Source organism: Clostridium sp. JS66 (assembly GCF_033561535.1).
Taxonomy (GTDB): domain Bacteria; phylum Bacillota; class Clostridia; order Clostridiales; family Clostridiaceae; genus Clostridium_AM; species Clostridium_AM carboxidivorans.
On sequence record NZ_CP131467.1, the window covers coordinates 1,335,416 to 1,353,746 of the forward strand.

Below are 18,331 nucleotides of genomic sequence, written 5' to 3' on the forward strand. Positions count from 1 at the left end.
ATATAAGTGAAGTAACTTGCGTCGCATCATGATTATTATACTAAATTAAAATTTTGTGTTTACGAAAGTTGAATTATATATTAATGTATTGTTAAAATATATAAATGTACAACTGTATTAGAAAAGAGATGATTTAGTGGATGATAAGAAAATAAAAGTATCCATTCGAAATTTAGTAGAGTTTGTGTTAAGAGGCGGAGATTTAGATTCTAAATTTGTAGGGAGCAGCAGAGCATTAGAAGGAACAAGAGCACATCAAAAACTTCAAAAAAAGTATAAACAAGAGAATAATATAGAAAGACAATATAATGCTGAGGTAAGTTTAAAATATAATATAGAATATAAAGGATTTAGTTTTATTATAGAGGGCCGTGCAGATGGAGTAATAGTAGAAAAAGAAAAAATTGTTATAGATGAAATAAAAACTGTAAATAAACCATTAGAATTAATAGATGAGAATTATAATATTCTTCATATGGCACAAGCTAAATGTTATGCATATATTTATGCTATTCAAAACGATTTAAAGGATATATATGTGCAATTAACTTATTATAGTATAAGTGCTGATGAAAGCAAATATTTTATAAAAAGCTTTAATATAGAAGAGTTAAAATTATTTTTTTTAGATTTGCTGGATAAGTATTTTTGGTGGGCAAACTTCATGGACCAATGGATTGTTAAAAGAAACAGTTCTATAAAAAATATGAATTTTCCTTTTGATAAATACAGACCAGGACAAAGAGAGGTTGCAGTTGCAGTATATAACACTATAAAACAAGAAAGTAAAATATTTGTTCAAGCACCTACAGGTGTAGGAAAAACTATATCTACTTTATTTCCAGCTATTAAGGCTATGGAGCAAGGGCTTATTTCTAAAATATTTTATCTTACAGCGAAAACCATAACTGCAAATGTGGCGCAGGAATGTATGACAAATATGAATAATAAGGGTTTGAAAATAAAAACTTTAGTTATTACTGCAAAGGAAAAAGTATGTTTCAAAGATAAACCTTCCTGCAATCCAGAGGAATGTGAGTTTGCTAAAGGACATTATGATAGATTAAATGATGCACTAAATGAAATTTTAAGCAAAGAAACTTTAATAAATAGAGAAGTAATAATAGAATATGCAAAAAGAAATAAGTTATGTCCTTTTGAATTTTCTTTAGAAACAGCTCTATGGGTTGATTGTATTATTTGCGATTATAATTATGCTTTTAATCCTCAAGTATACTTAAAGAGTTTTTTTGAAAATGGAAAAGAAGATTATGTATTTTTAATTGATGAGGCTCATAATTTAGCAGATAGAGGAAGGGAAATGTTCTCAGCTGAACTTTATAAAAAGCCTTTTTTAAAATTAAAGAAAGTAATGACAAAAAAAGAACCCCAAATAGCTAAAGCTTTAACTAGTATAAATTCATATATGATAAAACTTAGGAAAATTTGTGAAGAAGAAGATAGAAATATTTATGTTCAAAAAGAAGAAATAAAGGATATATATAATTTATTAAGAAGATTTACAAAAGAATCAGAAGAATGGCTTGCTAAAAATAATAAGTTGGAAGGTTATGATGAACTTTTACAATTATATTTTGATGTTTTATCCTATACCAGAATAAGTGAATTTTATGATAATAGGTTCATTACATATGTAGAAAAATTGGGAGATGATATTAAGATAAAAATTTTTTGTTTGGATCCTTCTTATCTTTTAAATGAGGCAGTAAAGAGAGGAAAAGCTGCTGTATTCTTTTCTGCTACATTATCACCAATAAGTTACTTTAAAGAAGTATTAGGAGGGAATGAACAGGATTATACAATGAGAATTCCATCTCCTTTTCCAAAGGAGAATATGAAATTAATTCTTGCAAACAGAATATCTACTAAATATAAAAATAGAGAAAGCAGTTATAATTTATTAGTAGAATATATACATGGATTAGTATGTGGTAGAAAAGGTAATTACTTAATATTTTTTCCTTCCTATGTATATATGAGAAATGTTTATGATATATTCTGTAAAGAATACTCCGATATTAATGCTGTAATTCAAGAAAGTTCTATGTCTGAGGAATCAAAAAAGACTTTTTTAGATAGATTTAAAAATTATTCAGAAACCATGGTTGTCTTTGCTGTTTTAGGAGGCATGTTTTCGGAGGGTATAGACTTAAAGGGCGATAAACTAATTGGCGTAGGAATTGTTGGAGTTGGGTTACCTCAGCTGTGTTTCGAAAGAGATATAATAATGAATTATTTTAATGATAAAAATAATATGGGTTATGAATATTCCTATATGTATCCAGGAATGAATAAAGTACTGCAGGCAGCTGGCAGGGTAATAAGGACAGAAGAAGATAGAGGAATAGTTATGCTAATGGATGAAAGATTTTCAAGTAGAAATTATAGAGAACTCTTTCCAAAACATTGGGAGGCCAATACTGTTGTAAGAAATATTAAAGAAGTAGAAAATATTATAAAGAACTTTTGGGAAAATAAATAATATAGTTTAAATATTATTATGGTAAAGAGGTACTTAATATGGAAAACTTACAGGAGATATTTAAGAATTTCAATAAACACTTGCTGGAAGATGAAAGACCGTCTGAATATTTTAATTCTATAGCTGAAACTGAATTGTTTGAAAAAGTATATCCACTAACTATGTTTAAGGATTTAATGAAAACTCCTCAGTCTCCATTGCATCATTCAGAAGGAAACGTTTGGAATCATACTATGCTTGTTATAGATGAAGCTTCTAAGAGAAAGGATAAAAGTGAAGATTCTAGGGTGTTTATGTGGGCAGCATTACTGCATGATTTAGGAAAGGCACCGACTACAAAGATGCGAAAGGGAAAAATAACATCTTACGATCATGACAAAGTTGGAAAAGAACTTTCAGTAGATTTTTTAACGGAATTTGGATGCAGCGAAGATTTTATAGAAAAAGTTTCTTATTTAGTAAGGTGGCATATGCAGACTCTTTTTGTAGTTAAAGATATGCCTTTTGCTAACATTAAGGATATGATATCAGAGGGGAATTTTAAAGAGGTGGCATTACTTTCTTTGTGCGATAGATTAGGAAGAGGTGGTATGACATCGGAAAGGATAAGGTTAGAAAATAATAATGTAAGTACTTTTATTGAAAAATGTAAAAGGTTCACACGGAAATCTTCTAAACAATAATTTAAGGCATCTGAAAGAAAATACTACAATTATTAAAGTCCATAAACTTTATATAAAGGTTTATGGATTTTTGTGTTTAAATTTAAATCCAAGATTTATCTAATATTATTTTGTAAGGTAAAAGTTTTTAATTATTAATTTTTATTTTAGAATAATATATTATATTGAAACATATGGTAAAATAAGTATATTATAGAATTAATAGTAAATGATGCGTTAGTGATTTAGGGGATGATATTATGAATAAATTCAAGTCACTTATGTTTGAAATAGTAGCCATATTAGGAATTCTATTTCTAGTTTTGGTAGCAGGTCTTGTAGATTTAAGAAGTGGTCAATCAACTGTAAACTCTAAAGAAGTTCAAGAGATGAATGTTTCCATTGAAAATGATAGAAAAAATATTGAAAAGATGAGCAATGAATTAATTAAAAAAAATCAAGAACTTGAACAAATGAAATCAAATCTAGGAAAATTAAAATCTGATAATATAGAGGAGTGGAATAACAGTATTATAATTTATAATAAAAAGCTATCGGAATATAGAAATAGCTTAGCGGAGTATAATGCTAGCTTAGACAGATATAATAAGAGATACAATCAATTTAAGGTAATGGGAAAGAAAAATGATAGTTTAATACAATGGATCAAATCAATAGTTGGAATTTGAAAAACATTAAATGAATATTTTATATAATAAAGTTTAAATATAAGTAATGAAAATGAAAAAGTTAACGAAAATCATTATTAAGAAGAGAAAATTTAAATCGTTAAAATAGCTGGAGGTATAACATGAAAAATGATTACAAGAAATTCCCTTTGGTATTTTTAATATTTGGTATTTTTTTAATTGTACTTGTTTCTGGAATATCTATAAAAAAGTATGTAAAGACAAAAGAGGCTGATAGTGCCAAACAGGTTTCTGTGCAAAAGAGTACTGATTCTACAAAAGAAAATGAAAAACTTTTTTTTAATAAACAAGAAGCTGTTCCTGAAAAGGCCTCGATTAAGGTATATAAAAAAAGAAGAGTATTAGAACTTTATTCTAGTGATAAATTAGTAGGAAGATTTAAAATTGGGTTAGGGAGGTCGCCGGAAGGATATAAAGAAAAAGAAGGAGACAATAAAACTCCAGAAGGAAGCTATTATATATGCTATAGGAATGGAAATACAAAATATACTTACTTTATTGGTATAAGTTATCCAAATATTGAAGATGCTAAAAGAGGATTGCAACAGGGGCTTATAAATGAAACTGCCTATAAAAGAATAGAAAGAGCGGTAAATGATAAAAAGCAACCACCATGGAATACCCCTTTAGGTGGAGAGATAGGATTGCATGGCGGCGGAAATAAATATGACTGGACCTATGGATGTATTGCATTGACTGATGAAGATATTAATATATTAAAACAATATGCACCAAATGGAACAACTATAGAAATTTACAAATAATGAATGGTAATTTTATCACCATTCATTATTTATTTGCATAATTGTAGAAAATTTGAATTATAAATTGCTTGCATTTAATGAAAATAAATTAAATATGTGATATCATTATTAAGGCAATTAAAAACATAATTAATTACAAATGTTCTTAATGATGTTAAAGACATTTGTGAAAAACTAAAAGGAAGGGGTAGATATTATGGATAAAAGCTTTTTATCTAAGAGCAAATCAATAAAATTTAAAGTTCTTATTGTGCCGCTAATTATTATATTTTTGGTAATATTTTCAATATCAACATTATGTATATTTGAAATAAAATCAAAACTGATACGTCAGATGGAAGTTGATGGCACCAGCTTAGCTAAGCAGATATCCAGTGAAATGGGGAAAAATAGTAATAGCATGGATTTGTTAAATAGTTCGATAGAAACTAGAATAAAAACATTAGGTGATTTTATAGGGGCTAATCCAGATAAAGTAAATAATGAATATTTACTTCAATTGTCAAAACAATTTCAAGTAGATGAAATAAATGTTACTGACTCTAGTGGTAAAATAATATACTCTAATTTACAATCTAGTTTAGGTTCTGTATTTGATAATAAACATATATCTTATGTTGTGCTAACAGGAGAAAAAACAGAACTAATGGAAAACATAAGAAAAAGTAGGGAAAATAATAATTATTACAAGTATGGATATGTTAGAAAGCCTGATGGTGGAATTGTTCAAATAGGTATACTTGCAAATACAGTTCAAAAATTAAGTACAAGCTTAGAAACTCAAACATTGATTGATGAGCTGATAGCTAATAATAAGGAAATAGTTTATTCTTTATATATAGCTAAAGATTTAAAGATAGTAGCACATAGTGATAAAGATAGAATAGGAAAAACAGTTGATGATGAGGGAAGTAAGGCTGCAGCAGTCCAAGGAAAAGTAAATGCATATACATATAAATATAAAGGAAAAATTGAAGTATATGATGTAGCTGTACCTGTTTATAAAAATGGTGCTCACATAGGAGCTATAGATATAGGTCTTTCTACAGAAAATGTACATAAAACTATTAACAATATGATAATAATTACAACAATTATTGCAATAATTGCTTTTGCTATTTTTTCAATTATTATGCTTATAGTTGCTAAAAAAATAATAAATTCACTAAATGCTTTGGTAAAAGTATCTAAAAAAATTGCAAATGGAGAACTTGATAATAAAATTGAAATATTAAGTAATGATGAAATTGGAATTTTAGCAGGAAGTTTTAAATCTATGTCTGATAGCTTAAAAACAACTATAGGAAATTTAAAAAATGAAGCTTCTAGAGTAAGCAGCATGTCATCTGATTTAAGTAATAATGCTGAGCAAATGGCTGGTGCAGCTGATGAAGTAACAAGTGCAGTACAGGATGTTACCAGCGGAGCAACAAAGCAAGCAAATGATTTAGTTGATGTAGTTGATAATATATCTAACTTGTCTGAAGAACTTCAAAATATATACAGTAAAATATCCTGCGTTAAGGAAAGTTCACAGGAAACAGAAGAAAAAGCTAAAGTAGGAAAATCTCAGATAGAAATTCTTTTGAAATCTATTGAAAATATAAAAGAATCATTTGATATAGTATCTGATAAGATTGCCAATTTAAATTCAAGTGTATCTCAAGTAGGAAGTATAACTGATGTGATTAATGAAATATCAGAACAAACTAATTTACTTGCTTTAAATGCTGCTATTGAAGCTGCTAGAGCTGGTGAAGCAGGAAAAGGTTTTGCTGTAGTTGCAGAGGAAGTGAGAACACTTGCAGAACAATCCCAAGAATCAACAGGGAAAATACAAAAGTTAATTCAATCTATAAGCAGTGAAACTTCAAATGTAATGAGTACATCAGAACAAGTTAAAAATCTTTTAGGAAGGCAAAAGGATACAGTAAACATAACTGTGGCATCTTTTGAAGATATGCTTAATGCATCAGCTAAAATATCACCACTAGTGCAGGATACTTATAAATCTATTGAGAAAACAATGGAGTCTAAGGAAACAATTATGAACAAGGTAGAATCAGTTACTGCTGTGTCACAAGAAACTTCAGCAGCTTCAGAAGAAATTTCAGCGTCGTCAGAAGAGATGTTAGCGAATACAGAGAGTGTTTCAAAATTTGCATCAGAATTAAATGAAGTAGCACAAGAGCTTAATTTAGAAACAAATAAGTTTAAAATTTAATAAAATAAAAAAACAGCTGATTGTATTAAACATAATCAGCTGTTTTAAGTAGTTCTTAATTCAACTATAGGGATTTCATATAACTTTTGAATTTTAAATCAATCCTTTCTATTGAAAGATATAATTTAAATAGTGTCCATAAACAATATTAAAAGTTTTTCATTTAAATATTGAAAGAAGAGAAAATATCATATATTCAGGGGAAGAGTTTTAAACAAATTGTATTAAGAACTACTAACAACAATATATAAAAGCTGTTAATAGACATTATATCATAGTGGAGGTGAAAGTCAATGATTGTTCAAGAATTTTTAGAAAATTTCAATAAAAGAAAAAAATAAAAAGCTACAAATCAATTGTGCTTTTTATAAAAAATATGTAAAATAAATTATGCAAGATATAACTTTGCGATATATCTTGCATAGCTTGTCTTATATGGAATTTTTTAATTCTTCCAAACAATGCTTGCAAATATTTTTACCTTTGTAGTTTACTACATCTTTAGCATCACCACAGAACATGCAGGAAGGATTATATTTTTTTAATATAATATGATTTCCTTCTACATATATTCCTAAAGGATCTTTAATAGCAATATCAAGAGTTCTTCTTAATTCTATAGGTAAAACTATTCTTCCAAGCTCATCAACTTTTCTTACAATTCCTGTTGACTTCATTTTTTTCCTCCTAAAACAAAATTCGACTTTTATTACTTAAATAATAACACTAATGTTATTATTAGTCAATGAAAAAATGTATTTTTTCTAATAAATATAAAATTATAAAAAAATTATGGAAAAAAATTCATTAAATAAAAATAAAGCATGAAAAATGTAAAAAGTATATTTAAAGGAAGATAGGAAACTATAAGTTATTTATTACATAAAGATAGGAATAGATAAAGCTTTAAAATATCAAGAAATAAAAGTTTGTTTAAGTGTTAGGAGTAAAATATAAATTGTTCAAATATAAATAAATATGCTATACTATTACTGTGTTAATAGCAGTAAATATGCTGTTAGCATAAAATAAAGTATAACATTATTATTATGGAAATGAAAAAATTATAGAAGGAGAAGAAATATGATTTTCTATGATGAAGATAATTTAGAAATAATAGAAAAAGACCTTAGATATCTTCAATTACTTTCTAATCAATATCCAACTATATCAAGTGCAAGTACAGAAATTATAAATTTACAGGCTATTTTAAATTTGCCAAAAGGAACGGAGCACTTTATAAGTGATATACATGGAGAATATGAATCTTTTACCCATATGCTGAAAAACGCTTCAGGAGTTATTAAGAGAAAAATAGATGATGTTTTTGGTAATTCTTTGAGGGAAAAACAAAAGGCTGCTTTAGCTACTCTTATTTATTATCCAGAACAAAAGTTGGAATTGATAAAACAAACAGAAGTTAACGCAGAAGATTGGTATAGAATTACTTTATATCAACTTATTGAATTATGTAAAAATATATGTTCGAAATATACAAGGTCAAAAGTGAGAAAAGCTTTACCTCAGGATTTTGCATATATAATAGAAGAATTACTTCATGAGCAAGAAGATGGAGTAGACAAACATGCATACTATAATGGAATTATAAAAACTATAATAGACATAGATAGAGCTGGAGAATTTATTGTAGCTATATCTAAGGTTATACAAAATTTAGTAGTAGATAGACTTCATATTATAGGTGATATTTATGATAGAGGTCCTGGTGCAGATATTATAATGGAAGCTTTAATAAAACATCATTCTGTAGATATCCAATGGGGAAACCATGATATATTATGGATGGGTGCAGCAGCAGGATGTGAGGCTTGCATATGTAATGTTCTTAGAATATCTTTAAGATATGCTAATTTAAGAACTATTGAAGACGGATATGGAATTAACTTATTACCACTTGCTACCTATGCTATGGAATTTTATGAAAAGGATGAATGCAAAGGTTTTAAACCTAGAACTCTAGATAAAGATATAAGTAATAATGAGTTAAATCTTTTGGCAAAAATGCACAAAGCCATTTCAATAATCCAATTTAAAGTAGAAGGTAGTATTATTAAGAAGCATCCCGAATTTCAGATGGATGATAGGATGGTATTAGATAAAATAAATATAGAAACAGGAGAAATAAACTTATATGGAAAAACATATAAGCTAAATGATACTACATTTCCAACTATAGATTGGAAAAATCCTTATGAATTGACGGAAGGAGAGAGAGATTTAATAAATAAGTTAACTCGTTCCTTCATAAATAGTGAAAAACTTCAAAAGCACATTAAATTTTTGTATAGTAAAGGAAATATGTATTTAGTATATAATTCTAACCTTTTATATCATGGATGCATTCCGTTAAATGAAAATGGAAGTTTTAAAGAGGTTAAAATAGGAAATATAAAATATAGTGGAAAAGCTTTGTTGGATAGATTTGATCGTGTAGCAAGAGATTCATTTTTCTTTAAAAATGATATGGAGCTTAAAAATTATGGTATGGATATGATGTGGTATTTATGGTGCGGTCCAAATTCACCAGTTTTTGGAAAAAAGAGAATGACTACCTTTGAAAGATATTTTATAGACGATAAAGATACCCATTATGAAGAGAGAAATTATTATTATAAATACAGAGATAATGAAAAAATATGTAAGAATATTTTAACTGAATTCAATTTAGATTCTGATAATTCACATATTGTTAATGGACATATACCAGTTAAGACAAAAGAAGGGGAAAGTCCTATAAAAGCTAATGGAAGACTTCTTGTAATAGATGGTGGATTTTGTAAAGCATATCAACCACAAACAGGAATAGCAGGATATACATTGATTTATAATTCATATGGATTGCTTTTGACATCTCATGAACCTTTTGCGGCCATAAAGGATGCTGTTAAAAATGATAGGGATATTTTATCATCTACCATAATTTTAGAGCATGTAGTAACTAGAAAACGAGTAGCGGATACTGATAAAGGATTGGAGCTTAAGAGTCAAGTAAAGGATTTAGAAAAGCTTCTTATAGCTTACAGAAAGGGATTAATTAAAGAAGGATATGAATCTAAGTGGTGAAAATTATAATTTCACCACTTATTATTTTTGAAGATGCCTTACATTAAAGATGAAAAAATTCTGCAAAATGCTTCAAATGCTTTTGTGTAAGGAGAAAGATTGTTGAAATAATCTAATGTGATTCGTTTACTCTTTTTTAAATCCTCAAAGAATAGAGTTTCTAGTTCTTCTGTAGTTTCTTCGTCATAAATTACAGCATTAATTTCATAATTTAATTCATAACTTCGAATGTCCATGTTAGCAGTGCCTATTGTACACATTTTACCATCTATAGATGTAGTTTTTGCATGTACAAAATTATGTTGATCATAAAAGTACAATCTTATTCCGTTCTTTACTAGGTCTTCTAAATAAGTTCTTGAAGCATAATGAACTAAAATGTGGTCATATTTGCCAGGAAAAAGTATATGAACGTCAACTCCACTTAAGGAAGCTATTTTTAGAGCATTCAAAATGCTTTCACTTGGTATAAAATATGGTGTAGTAATGTAAATATGATCTTTTGCTAAAGATATCATTTTAAGTACTGCCTGCTCAATAGCTGGAAATTCAGAATCAGGACCGCTTTTTATTAGCTGCATTAGCTTTTTATTATTATTTTCTGTAGATGGAAAGAATTCTTCGAAGTTGTCATCGTAATAGAAAAGCTCTTTATTAGCTTCTTTTATAGTGGCAAAATCGTCTAAAAATACTGCTTGCAGCCCTAGAACAAAGTCGCCATTAACCATTAAATGAGTATCTCTCCAATATCCATATTTGCTTTTGCCTATATATTCATCACCTATGTTAATTCCGCCTACAAAACCAATCTTGCCGTCTATTACTACGATTTTTCTATGATTTCTATAGTTTATTTGCGTATTAATATGACGCAGGATAGGAGCTAAAAAATAGGAATATTGAACTACATCTATTCCTGCATCCTTTAAGTCTTGTATATATTTCCTTTTTATTCTTATGCAACCCACTCTATCGAGAATAAATCGTACTTTAACACCTTCCAAAGACTTTTTTATAAGTATATCTTTTATTTCATTTCCTATTGTATCGCTTTTTACTATATAGTATTCTAGATGGATATGATTTTTAGCCTTTAACAATTCATCTTTTAGTGATTTGAACTTTTCACTGCCGTCTTTAAATATTTTTATTGTATTGTTTGTAAAAAGTGGAGATTCACTATTTTTAGAGAGAAGTTCTATTAAAGATGAATAACTATTATCTTTTATATCTTTTGATGCTTCATAAATTAATTCTTCTATGTTGATGTTTGTTTCATTGTGCAATTTGTGCTTTTTCCAATTTCTACCTAAAAAAATATACAAAATTAACCCACAAGGTGGCAGCACAATAAAAATTAGCAGCCATGCAATAGTTTTTTCAGGATTCTTTCTTTCAAGAACTATGAGTATTATAGAAACTATAGCATTTATAATAAATAGTAGAGATAAAGTTGATCTCAAATGTACTACCTCCTATAAAAATAATGTTCCATAAAATTATAAAGTTTACTTAAATTATAGCATATTTTTATTTGACAAATTACAAGATTGATGCAGTCTTACAAAATAAATTAAAGAATTCGTTGCAAACTATAGAATATTTTATATTTATAGAATATACTTAATATGATGATTTATATAACAGTTTGAAAGGGTGATATACATGGATTTTGAAAAAATAATATATTATTCAGCTGTTCCTGTATTCTCTATATTATTTATATTTATATTAATAATACTTATTAAGACTATTATGAAAAATAGGAAGTAGCACACAGCACAGATGTTTGGTGCTGTGTTGAAATGCAATGGATACGCATTTTATACTAATTGAAATTTAAGTCTATAATTAATATAAAAATATTCTATAAATACAACTATTATTCCTTTAAAATTTAGAAAGTTCTATAAGATTTCTCAATTTTAAAGGAATAATTATATTTTTCTATCAAACTGCACTATTAAGGAATTAAAAACATATATTTTTATTATAACATTTAACATAAAATATATGTCTTGAAATAGAAAAATTCATAATTTTTCAAAGTGTAATACTTTTAAACCTATGATATAATTTAAATATAAATGTAATGAATCAATTAAAATCATTTTTAAGTATTAGGAGGGGAAAATTTGCTAAAGTGTGAAATCTGCGGTAGACAAGCGGATAAGCATCATATAGTTTACAGAAGTCAGGGAGGAATTGACTTTCCGCTAAATTTTAAGTATCTTTGTCATGAACATCATAGGGGTAAGGAAGGGCCGCACAAAAATAGAAAATTAGATTTGCAATATAAGCTGGAGCTGCAAAAAAAGTTAGAAATGCTGCTGCACAAAGATTTTTATATTTTAGATGAATTAGTTGATTTGCTTCATATAAATAAAGGTATGCTAAAAAGAATTTTTAAAGAATATAAATTATATAAAGAGGGATACAAAAAGTCTGATATAATATATAGACTTATGGGTAAGAAAGTTTATACTCAATATATGTTAGAGGAATATTGTGATTTTATAGCAAATTTCTAGTATATGAATAAAAAAGTTAATTTACAAATGAGAAATGGCAAGTGATATCTAATTTACATCACTTGTCATTTTATATAATTTGTAGTATATTATATTAAAATAATAAAGTTACTAATTAATAAAGATTATTTTCAAATAAAAATTTTATTTTTATAAACTTATTCTTAAATATACTGAATGAATCAAGTATAACTTGATTGAGGTGAAATTTATTCTGTGTTTATTGAACAAATTTAGTTTTGTATAAATGTGAAAATAAAATTTTATACATTAGCATTGCTTGAATAAGTTTTAATATCCTCTTAAAAGTGAAATATGAAAAAAGAAGGGGGCTTAAAAATGAAAGAAGATATATTAATGCTTTTGAACTTAAAGGAAATTAGTGACATTATAAAGGGATTAAAAATTGCAGAAAGTTATATTAGTTCCGATAGCATAAAAGTTGATGAAGACTTACAAAAAAGCATAATAGATATGTTAAAAAAGTTAGAATATGTGGAGCATGAGTATTCTAATAAATCGGATTAATTACTGAAATGGTTTTTATGGAATAAGTTGTCAAAGTATAATTGTATAACTAAAGTCCTAATATGCATTTTTATTATATTATGAGGTAATAATAATTAATGAAAAATGTATATAAGGGGGCATTAAGTTAATGGATGAGTTTAAATTAGAAGATATAAAGGATGTTCATGTAGGACATATTCCAGCGGCTAAAAAAGGAATAGTAGATAGTCTTATGGGAAAAGATCTTTTAAAAGAAAGTGTATCATTAGAGCATATGTCGTCCTATAAACAAGGACATCAGTTAGGAACTGAAATTGAAAATCTGTTAAAAGGATATGAACAGGATTAGTAAATGTTATATTTTGAAATTTTTTACGTAAAACTATTATTTTTTTAAAATTAAAAAATTTAGAAGGGTTAGTGCTGAAATTAGAATTAATTTTAGTATTAACCCTTATTTTTATTAGTGAAATACGATTTAATGTAATTTTTTGTAATATTTTAAAATAGCAGTTTATATAATATAAAAAATAAAATGAAAATTTATATATTGTAGATAAATGAAGAAAAATAGTACAGATGTAAACTCTGTACTATTTTTCTATTAAAAAATGCGTAAATACAACGAAAAATAGTATTGATACAGATAATAAAAAAGTATATAATAGGATTATCAGATAGGACATGAAACGTAATTAAGTTAAAATAAATGTAATAAAATATCGAATAGAAGGAGCGTGTATGGTTATGAAACAATGGCAAGGATTTAAATCAGGTATATGGACAGAGGAAATCGATGTAAGAGAATTCATACAAAAAAACTATACAGCATATGAAGGTGACAAAAGCTTTTTAGAAGCACCAACAGAAAAAACAAATAGGCTTTGGAAAGAAGCAGAAGAGTTAATTATAGAAGAAATTAAAAAAGGAATTATAGATGTTGAAACTAATGAGATTTCAGGTATAAATAATTTTAAACCTGGTTATTTGGACAAGGAAAATGAAGTTATAGTAGGATTTCAAACAGATGCACCACTAAAGAGAATAATGAATCCTTTTGGTGGAATGAGAATGGTAGAACAGTCCTTAGAAGAATACGGCTTTAAGATGAATGAAAATATAGAAAATTATTTTAGTAAGTATAGAAAAACTCATAATCAAGGAGTATTTGATGCTTATACAGAAGCTGCAAGAAAAGCAAGAACGGTTGGACTTCTTACAGGACTTCCAGATGCTTATGGTAGGGGAAGAATAATAGGAGATTACAGAAGAATAGCTCTTTATGGAATAGACTTTTTAACAGCACAGAAGAAAAAAGATCTAAATGAGCTAGTAGGACCAACTACAGATGAACTTATAAGACTTAGAGAAGAAGTATCAATGCAGATTAGAGCTTTAGGTGAAATAAAAGCTATGGCGGCATCTTATGGCATAGATATATCAAAGCCAGCATCAAATGCTGTAGAAGCAGCTCAATTCTTATACTTTGGATATTTGGCAGGAGTAAAAGAAAATAATGGAGCAGCAATGTCTATAGGAAGAAATACAACATTCCTTGATATATATATAGAAAGAGATTTAAAAAATGAGGTTATAACAGAAGCAGAAGCACAAGAGATAATAGATCAGCTTGTTATAAAATTAAGAATGGTAAGACATTTAAGAACACCAGAGTATAATGATTTATTTGCAGGGGATCCTAACTGGGTGACAGAATCCATAGGCGGAATTGGAGTAAATGGGAAATCATTGGTTACAAAGACAGCTTATAGATTTTTACACACATTAACTAATTTAGGACCAGCACCAGAACCAAACATGACAGTTTTATGGTCAGAAAAGCTGCCACAAAACTTCAAAAATTATTGTGCTGAAATGTCCATAAAAACAGACTCTTTGCAGTATGAAAATGATGATATAATGAGACCAATATATGGAGATGACTATGGTATAGCTTGCTGTGTATCTGCTATGGAAATAGGAAAGAGAATGCAGTTCTTTGGAGCAAGAGCAAACCTTGCAAAATCATTACTCTATGCAATAAATGGAGGATATGACGAAAAGAAAAAAGCTAAGGACGGAAGTATGATTAAGGTTGTACCAGATATAGAAAAGATGGAAGATGAAGTTCTTGATTTTAATAAGGTAATTAAGAGTTATAACAAAGTTATGGAATATGTGGCTGAATTATATGTAGATACAATGAACACAATTCACTACATGCATGATAAATATGCATATGAAGCAGGACAGATGGCCCTTCATGATACAGCTGTTAAAAGATTTATGGCTTTTGGAATAGCAGGCTTATCAGTAGCAGCAGATTCATTAAGTGCTATAAAATATGCAAAGGTTAAACCAATAAGAAATGAAGATGGAATAACTGTGGACTTTGAAATAGAAGGGAACTTTCCTAAGTATGGAAATGATGATGATAGAGTTGATGATTTAGCAGTACAATTAGTTAAGAAATTTTCAAATGAGCTTAAAAAGCATAAAACTTATAGAGATGCAGAACATTCATTATCAGTGTTAACAATAACATCAAATGTGGTATATGGTAAGAAAACAGGAACAACGCCAGATGGAAGAAAAGCAGGTGAGCCATTAGCACCAGGAGCAAATCCAATGCATGGAAGAGATGAAAATGGAGCATTGGCATCACTTAATTCGGTGGCGAAAATACCATATAGAAATTACTGTCAGGATGGAGTATCAAATACTTTCTCCATAATACCAGATGCACTTGGAAAAGATGAAGAAAGCAGAATGGTAAACCTTGCAAACATGATGGATGGGTATTTCTCACAAGGAGCCTTTCACTTGAATGTAAATGTGTTAAACAGGGAAACACTGATAGATGCTATGGAAAATCCAGAAAAATATCCGACACTTACAATAAGAGTATCAGGTTATGCTGTTCATTTCAACAGATTAACTAGAGAACAGCAGCTAGAAGTTATAAGCAGAACTTTCCATGAAAAAATGTAGTTTAAAATGCCAGATTCAGGTGCTTGAAAAGAAAAATCTTTTCAAATGCCTAAAATATAATAAAATCCTTATAATAAAATGTACCCGTTGTATTAAGCAACGGGTATATTTACAATTAAGATAGTGAATTAAAAAAGTTTTTGAATAAGGAGGTAAAATTATGACTTTGGGTAAAATGCATTCATTTGAAAGTATGGGATTAGTTGATGGACCAGGAATAAGAACGGTGGTATTTATGCAGGGGTGTTCTCTAAGATGTGCATATTGTCATAATCCTGATACTTGGAACTTCCAAGGAGGAACAGAAATTACACCAGAAGAACTTGTTAAGAAAATTTCTAGGTTTAAGCCTTATTTTAAAAATGGCGGCGGAGTTACGTTTTCAGGTGGGGAGCCTCTAATGCAGCCAAAATTTTTAATAGAAACATTAAAATTATGCAAGGAACAAGGAATTCATACTACTATAGATACTGCTGGATATGGTTCAGGAAAATATGATGAAATTTTGAAGTATACAGATTTGGTATTACTTGATATAAAACACGTAGATGATAGTGGATATAAAAATTTAGTAGGCCAAAGTAAAAATGGTTTTGATGAATTTTTACAAGCAGTTCAGAAATCCAATACAAAGTTATGGATAAGACATGTAGTAGTACCAGGAATAACAGATTCAGAAGAACATATAAAAAAGCTAGCTAGTATAATAAAAAGTATAAAAAATGTAGAAAAAGTAGAGCTTCTTCCATATCATACTTTAGGAGCGGAAAAATATAATAAAATGGGAATTAAATATAAATTATCGCATGTAGATTCTATGAATAAAGAAGAATTAGATAAGTTATATAAAATACTTAACAAGGAAATGGAAGATAGGCAATAAAAACTAAAAAAGAACCTGAACTTAGAAGTTACAGGTTCTTAGTTTTTATTATTGGAGAATGAAAACTTAATATTAAATGTGTGAACCATTATCATTATTGCGCATAACTCTTCCTTTAGCTGCATAAACAGATGGATTTCCTCTTTCCATATATCCATTTTGGGATTCTCGGCTATCATCGCTGTGATCTAATGCAGATCTAAGCTTTGCATCTTCGCCATGATGCGGTTTCTTTTTAGTCATAAGTATAACCTCCTATCTTCCGGAAAATTTACCGGATACTCCAGGTGTTTCCTTTTGTTGTCGTTTTTCGTCTTCGTATTTGGGTTCATTTCTAAATTCTTTATCTCTTGTATATAGATCTTCTCTATTATATATATTTGGTTTCTTTTTTGGCATAGCTAAGCACTCCTTTCGTATTTATATTTTCCTGTAAAAAAACTTTTATACTTGTGAGCTGATATGTTTAAAAATCAATTGGATGTGTTAAAATAATATTAAGGCAAAAAAGGAGATGGTGGCTCTGTATACAAATATTTTGAAAATTGATAATGCAAGCATATTTATTGCTGATATAAAAGAAGAATCAAATATAGTTATAGGAGTACCTCATCATACTCCATCTGGTACAATAAAGATGCCGTGTAATTCTCATCCCTATAGTGATGAAAATGCAGGATATATAGGAAATTACATTGCAGAAAAGCTTAAAGCTTCTTTTTTGTGCGCGTGTAATTATTTCATAGATGTAAATAAAAATCACAATGATAATTACAGTGACTATTATACAGCCCTTGAAAAATGTGATCCTAGATATTTGATAGAAATTCATGGACATGGTATGGAACATTCAGGAAATGATATAGAAATATCCAGTGGATGTAAAGAAGATGAAAAATATGCATTAGAATTGAAAGAAAGTCTAGAAAGTATTATTTGTAGAAAATGGAATGAAGATAGAGAAGATAAAGATACTTGTAAGATTAAGGAACTTAAGATAAATGCAAGTTTTGATAAAATATATTTTAAAGCTACAAAATCTTCTACAATAATAGATAAAAGGTGGATTAGCTATCACATAGAATTACCAGTGATACTAAGAATAATTCCACATAAAAAAAGCAAACTGCCTTCTTGTGGACAAAAGTTTGCTGAAATACTTTATGAAGCTATAAAAAGTGTATGTAAATAATTTAAAAATTAATTATCTTAAATAAATTAAAAAAGTGGTTGACATGTTTTAATTAAAATGATATTATATAATAAATTTAAAAGTAAATCCTTTGATAAGGAAGAGTAGCCAGGCTGTTTAGTCATAGAGAGTTGAGGATGGTGGAATCTCAATACGATAACGAATGGTGAATGGACCTTTTAGGAGTAAATCGAAATTCAAGATTTTGAAGAGTAGTGGTTACCGTTATCCGTACGTTACAATGGATAGGATATGTTAGTATCTGAAAGAGTGGTGT

The 18,331-nt window shown here is 28.2% G+C and carries 16 protein-coding genes and 1 other annotated feature (1 of these 17 only partly in view); of the genes, 12 read left to right on the forward strand and 4 right to left on the reverse strand.

What is annotated here, in order from left to right:
- The first annotated feature begins 136 nt into the window (after nucleotides 1-136).
- The 5 genes from Q6H37_RS06395 (at nucleotide 137) to Q6H37_RS06415 (ending at nucleotide 6,863) form a co-directional block, all read left to right on the forward strand.
- Nucleotides 137-2,503, forward strand: coding sequence for an ATP-dependent DNA helicase (locus Q6H37_RS06395; protein ID WP_318740147.1), 2,367 nt, complete (start codon nucleotides 137-139; stop codon nucleotides 2,501-2,503).
- Nucleotides 2,504-2,541: 38 nt separating this feature from the next.
- Entirely contained in the window at nucleotides 2,542-3,186 is a 645-nt protein-coding gene (locus tag Q6H37_RS06400) for an HDIG domain-containing metalloprotein (protein ID WP_318740149.1), read from the forward strand.
- Nucleotides 3,187-3,425: 239 nt separating this feature from the next.
- Entirely contained in the window at nucleotides 3,426-3,854 is a 429-nt protein-coding gene (locus tag Q6H37_RS06405; RefSeq protein ID WP_318740151.1) for a hypothetical protein, read from the forward strand.
- Nucleotides 3,855-3,976: 122 nt separating this feature from the next.
- Nucleotides 3,977-4,639, forward strand: coding sequence for a L,D-transpeptidase family protein (locus Q6H37_RS06410; RefSeq protein ID WP_318740153.1), 663 nt, complete (start codon nucleotides 3,977-3,979; stop codon nucleotides 4,637-4,639).
- A gap of 196 nt (nucleotides 4,640-4,835) precedes the next feature.
- Nucleotides 4,836-6,863, forward strand: coding sequence for a methyl-accepting chemotaxis protein (locus tag Q6H37_RS06415; RefSeq protein WP_318740155.1), 2,028 nt, complete (start codon nucleotides 4,836-4,838; stop codon nucleotides 6,861-6,863).
- A gap of 431 nt (nucleotides 6,864-7,294) precedes the next feature.
- On the opposite strand, the gene Q6H37_RS06420 is transcribed toward Q6H37_RS06415, so the two are convergent.
- Nucleotides 7,295-7,540 carry an AbrB/MazE/SpoVT family DNA-binding domain-containing protein gene (locus tag Q6H37_RS06420; RefSeq protein WP_318740157.1) on the reverse strand — a complete coding sequence of 82 codons (246 nt, stop codon included), beginning with the start codon at nucleotides 7,538-7,540 and terminating at the stop codon, nucleotides 7,295-7,297.
- Nucleotides 7,541-7,946: 406 nt separating this feature from the next.
- Here Q6H37_RS06420 and Q6H37_RS06425 point away from each other — a divergent pair, with 406 nt between their 5' ends.
- Nucleotides 7,947-9,947, forward strand: a complete 2,001-nt coding sequence (locus Q6H37_RS06425; RefSeq protein WP_318740159.1) for a fructose-1,6-bisphosphatase — start codon at nucleotides 7,947-7,949, stop codon at nucleotides 9,945-9,947.
- Between the two features lie 38 nt (nucleotides 9,948-9,985).
- Here Q6H37_RS06425 and cls read toward each other — a convergent pair whose 3' ends face one another.
- Nucleotides 9,986-11,410 (reverse strand): cardiolipin synthase, encoded by a 1,425-nt coding sequence (gene cls, locus Q6H37_RS06430; protein ID WP_318740161.1) that lies wholly within the window; start codon nucleotides 11,408-11,410, stop codon nucleotides 9,986-9,988.
- A gap of 672 nt (nucleotides 11,411-12,082) precedes the next feature.
- Between cls and Q6H37_RS06435 the strand changes: the two genes are divergently transcribed.
- From Q6H37_RS06435 to pflA, 5 genes are all read left to right on the forward strand, one after another.
- Complete coding sequence (locus tag Q6H37_RS06435) at nucleotides 12,083-12,478, forward strand: HNH endonuclease (RefSeq protein WP_318740163.1); 396 nt, start codon at nucleotides 12,083-12,085, stop codon at nucleotides 12,476-12,478.
- Between the two features lie 339 nt (nucleotides 12,479-12,817).
- A complete protein-coding gene (locus Q6H37_RS06440; RefSeq protein WP_007063963.1) occupies nucleotides 12,818-13,006 on the forward strand; it encodes a hypothetical protein in 189 nt (62 codons plus the stop codon).
- A 130-nt stretch (nucleotides 13,007-13,136) separates the two neighbouring features.
- A complete protein-coding gene (locus Q6H37_RS06445; RefSeq protein ID WP_318740165.1) occupies nucleotides 13,137-13,337 on the forward strand; it encodes a hypothetical protein in 201 nt (66 codons plus the stop codon).
- 392 nt (nucleotides 13,338-13,729) lie between these two features.
- Complete coding sequence (gene pflB / locus Q6H37_RS06450; protein ID WP_318740167.1) at nucleotides 13,730-15,979, forward strand: formate C-acetyltransferase; 2,250 nt, start codon at nucleotides 13,730-13,732, stop codon at nucleotides 15,977-15,979.
- 160 nt (nucleotides 15,980-16,139) lie between these two features.
- Nucleotides 16,140-16,862 carry a pyruvate formate-lyase-activating protein gene (gene pflA / locus Q6H37_RS06455; protein ID WP_318740169.1) on the forward strand — a complete coding sequence of 241 codons (723 nt, stop codon included), beginning with the start codon at nucleotides 16,140-16,142 and terminating at the stop codon, nucleotides 16,860-16,862.
- A gap of 72 nt (nucleotides 16,863-16,934) precedes the next feature.
- Here pflA and Q6H37_RS06460 read toward each other — a convergent pair whose 3' ends face one another.
- Both Q6H37_RS06460 and Q6H37_RS06465 read right to left on the reverse strand, forming a co-directional pair.
- A complete protein-coding gene (locus tag Q6H37_RS06460; RefSeq protein WP_318740171.1) occupies nucleotides 16,935-17,105 on the reverse strand; it encodes a hypothetical protein in 171 nt (56 codons plus the stop codon).
- 12 nt (nucleotides 17,106-17,117) lie between these two features.
- Nucleotides 17,118-17,261, reverse strand: a complete 144-nt coding sequence (locus Q6H37_RS06465; protein ID WP_007064254.1) for a hypothetical protein — start codon at nucleotides 17,259-17,261, stop codon at nucleotides 17,118-17,120.
- A gap of 115 nt (nucleotides 17,262-17,376) precedes the next feature.
- Between Q6H37_RS06465 and Q6H37_RS06470 the strand changes: the two genes are divergently transcribed.
- Nucleotides 17,377-18,054, forward strand: coding sequence for a hypothetical protein (locus tag Q6H37_RS06470; protein WP_318740174.1), 678 nt, complete (start codon nucleotides 17,377-17,379; stop codon nucleotides 18,052-18,054).
- An 82-nt stretch (nucleotides 18,055-18,136) separates the two neighbouring features.
- Nucleotides 18,137-18,331 (forward strand) — a binding site (T-box leader); it runs 48 nt beyond the window's last position.

What these genes read in the sequence shown, in the direction of transcription:
- Q6H37_RS06405 (WP_318740151.1), top strand. Translation starts at nt 3,426, where the DNA reads ATGAATAAATTCAAGTCACTTATGTTTGAAATAGTAGCCATATTAGGA.
- Q6H37_RS06465 (WP_007064254.1), bottom strand. Translation starts at nt 17,261, where the DNA reads ATGCCAAAAAAGAAACCAAATATATATAATAGAGAAGATCTATATACA.
- Q6H37_RS06400 (WP_318740149.1), top strand. Translation starts at nt 2,542, where the DNA reads ATGGAAAACTTACAGGAGATATTTAAGAATTTCAATAAACACTTGCTG.
- Q6H37_RS06425 (WP_318740159.1), top strand. Translation starts at nt 7,947, where the DNA reads ATGATTTTCTATGATGAAGATAATTTAGAAATAATAGAAAAAGACCTT.
- Q6H37_RS06460 (WP_318740171.1), bottom strand. Translation starts at nt 17,105, where the DNA reads ATGACTAAAAAGAAACCGCATCATGGCGAAGATGCAAAGCTTAGATCT.
- Q6H37_RS06470 (WP_318740174.1), top strand. Translation starts at nt 17,377, where the DNA reads ATGGTGGCTCTGTATACAAATATTTTGAAAATTGATAATGCAAGCATA.
- Q6H37_RS06420 (WP_318740157.1), bottom strand. Translation starts at nt 7,540, where the DNA reads ATGAAGTCAACAGGAATTGTAAGAAAAGTTGATGAGCTTGGAAGAATA.
- pflA (WP_318740169.1), top strand. Translation starts at nt 16,140, where the DNA reads ATGACTTTGGGTAAAATGCATTCATTTGAAAGTATGGGATTAGTTGAT.
- pflB (WP_318740167.1), top strand. Translation starts at nt 13,730, where the DNA reads ATGGTTATGAAACAATGGCAAGGATTTAAATCAGGTATATGGACAGAG.
- Q6H37_RS06415 (WP_318740155.1), top strand. Translation starts at nt 4,836, where the DNA reads ATGGATAAAAGCTTTTTATCTAAGAGCAAATCAATAAAATTTAAAGTT.
- Q6H37_RS06440 (WP_007063963.1), top strand. Translation starts at nt 12,818, where the DNA reads ATGAAAGAAGATATATTAATGCTTTTGAACTTAAAGGAAATTAGTGAC.
- Q6H37_RS06445 (WP_318740165.1), top strand. Translation starts at nt 13,137, where the DNA reads ATGGATGAGTTTAAATTAGAAGATATAAAGGATGTTCATGTAGGACAT.
- Q6H37_RS06410 (WP_318740153.1), top strand. Translation starts at nt 3,977, where the DNA reads ATGAAAAATGATTACAAGAAATTCCCTTTGGTATTTTTAATATTTGGT.